1 rRNA gene is annotated in these 2,984 nt (G+C 51.0%); it reads right to left on the bottom strand.

The window, feature by feature from the left end:
* Positions 1–20 precede the first annotated feature (20 nt).
* Positions 21–2,912: ribosomal RNA gene (locus BCT34_RS10445) — 23S ribosomal RNA — on the bottom strand.
* Positions 2,913–2,984: the final 72 nt, after the last annotated feature.

Raw genomic sequence — 2,984 nt, forward strand, 5'->3', positions numbered from 1 at the left:
CAAAACCCCTTGGGTGTTGTATGGTTAAGCCTCACGGGCAATTAGTACAGGTTAGCTCAATGCCTCGCAGCACTTACACACCCTGCCTATCAACGTCGTAGTCTACGACAACCCTTTAGGACGCTTAAAGCGTCAGGGAAAACTCATCTCAAGGCTCGCTTCCCGCTTAGATGCTTTCAGCGGTTATCGATTCCGAACTTAGCTACCGGGCAATGCCATTGGCATGACAACCCGAACACCAGAGGTTCGTCCACTCCGGTCCTCTCGTACTAGGAGCAGCCCCTTTCAATTTTCCAACGCCCACGGCAGATAGGGACCGAACTGTCTCACGACGTTCTAAACCCAGCTCGCGTACCACTTTAAATGGCGAACAGCCATACCCTTGGGACCGACTTCAGCCCCAGGATGTGATGAGCCGACATCGAGGTGCCAAACACCGCCGTCGATATGAACTCTTGGGCGGTATCAGCCTGTTATCCCCGGAGTACCTTTTATCCGTTGAGCGATGGCCCTTCCATTCAGAACCACCGGATCACTATGACCTGCTTTCGCACCTGCTCGAATTGTCATTCTCGCAGTCAAGCGGGCTTATGCCATTGCACTAACCACACGATGTCCAACCGTGTTTAGCCCACCTTCGTGCTCCTCCGTTACTCTTTGGGAGGAGACCGCCCCAGTCAAACTACCCACCAGGCACTGTCCGTAATCCCGATTCAGGGACCAACGTTAGAACATCAAAACTACAAGGGTGGTATTTCAAGGACGACTCCACCACATCTAGCGACGCGGTTTCAAAGTCTCCCACCTATCCTACACATGTAGGTTCAATGTTCAGTGCCAAGCTGTAGTAAAGGTTCACGGGGTCTTTCCGTCTAGCCGCGGGTACACTGCATCTTCACAGCGATTTCAATTTCACTGAGTCTCGGGTGGAGACAGCGTGGCCATCATTACGCCATTCGTGCAGGTCGGAACTTACCCGACAAGGAATTTCGCTACCTTAGGACCGTTATAGTTACGGCCGCCGTTTACCGGGGCTTCGATCAAGAGCTTCGACCGAAGTCTAACCCCATCAATTAACCTTCCGGCACCGGGCAGGCGTCACACCGTATACGTCATCTTACGATTTTGCACAGTGCTGTGTTTTTAATAAACAGTTGCAGCCACCTGGTATCTGCGACTCTCGTCTGCTCCATCCGCAAGGGACTTCACTGATAAGAGCGTACCTTCTCCCGAAGTTACGGTACCATTTTGCCTAGTTCCTTCACCCGAGTTCTCTCAAGCGCCTTGGTATTCTCTACCCGACCACCTGTGTCGGTTTGGGGTACGATTCCTTACAATCTGAAGCTTAGAGGCTTTTCCTGGAAGCATGGCATCAATGACTTCACTACCGTAGTAGCTCGACATCGTATCTCAGCGTTAGTAGCGGTCCGGATTTACCTAAACCACCCGCCTACGTACTTGAACCTGGACAACCGTCGCCAGGCCCACCTAGCCTTCTCCGTCCCCCCATCGCAATTGTAAGAAGTACGGGAATATTAACCCGTTTCCCATCGACTACGCCTTTCGGCCTCGCCTTAGGAGTCGACTTACCCTGCCCCGATTAACGTTGGACAGGAACCCTTGGTCTTCCGGCGAGGGAGTTTTTCACTCCCTTTATCGTTACTCATGTCAGCATTCGCACTTCTGATACCTCCAGCAGCCCTTACAGACCACCTTCAACGGCTTACAGAACGCTCCCCTACCCCACATACCAAAGGTATGTAGCCGCAGCTTCGGTGTATAGCTTAGCCCCGTTACATCTTCCGCGCAGGCCGACTCGACCAGTGAGCTATTACGCTTTCTTTAAATGATGGCTGCTTCTAAGCCAACATCCTGGCTGTCTGAGCCTTCCCACATCGTTTCCCACTTAGCTATACTTTGGGACCTTAGCTGGCGGTCTGGGTTGTTTCCCTCTCCACGACGGACGTTAGCACCCGCCGTGTGTCTCCCGGATAGTACTTACTGGTATTCGGAGTTTGCAAAGGGTTGGTAAGTCGGGATGACCCCCTAGCCTTAACAGTGCTCTACCCCCAGTAGTATTCGTCCGAGGCGCTACCTAAATAGCTTTCGGGGAGAACCAGCTATCTCCAGGTTTGATTGGCCTTTCACCCCTAGCCACAAGTCATCCGCTAATTTTTCAACATTAGTCGGTTCGGTCCTCCAGTTGATGTTACTCAACCTTCAACCTGCCCATGGCTAGATCACCTGGTTTCGGGTCTAATCCTAGCAACTGTACGCCCAGTTAAGACTCGGTTTCCCTACGGCTCCCCTAAACGGTTAACCTTGCTACTAAAATTAAGTCGCTGACCCATTATACAAAAGGTACGCAGTCACACCACGAAGGTGCTCCTACTGCTTGTACGTACACGGTTTCAGGTTCTATTTCACTCCCCTCACAGGGGTTCTTTTCGCCTTTCCCTCACGGTACTGGTTCACTATCGGTCAGTCAGTAGTATTTAGCCTTGGAGGATGGTCCCCCCATATTCAGACAGGATATCACGTGTCCCGCCCTACTCGTTTTCACTGATGATGAGATGTCGATTACGGGGCTATCACCCTTTACTGCGGCACTTTCCAGAGCCTTCATCTGTCTCATTAAAAGCTTAAGGGCTAATCCAATTTCGCTCGCCGCTACTTTCGGAATCTCGGTTGATTTCTCTTCCTCGGGGTACTTAGATGTTTCAGTTCCCCCGGTTTGCCTCCTGTTGCTATGTATTCACAACAGGATACTTACTTATGTAAGTGGGTTTCCCCATTCAGGAATCCCAGACTTAAAGGTTATTACTACCTAATCTGGGCTTATCGCAAGTTATTACGCCTTTCATCGCCTCTGACTGCCAAGGCATCCACCGTGTACGCTTAGTCACTTAACCATACAACCCGAAAGGGTCTTAGTGTATGGCAACTAACCAAGGTTTTTGGTTGTCATCAAGAAGGGTTAATTC

Source organism: Vibrio sp. 10N.261.45.E2 (assembly GCF_002875705.1).
Taxonomy (GTDB): Bacteria; Pseudomonadota; Gammaproteobacteria; order Enterobacterales; family Vibrionaceae; genus Vibrio.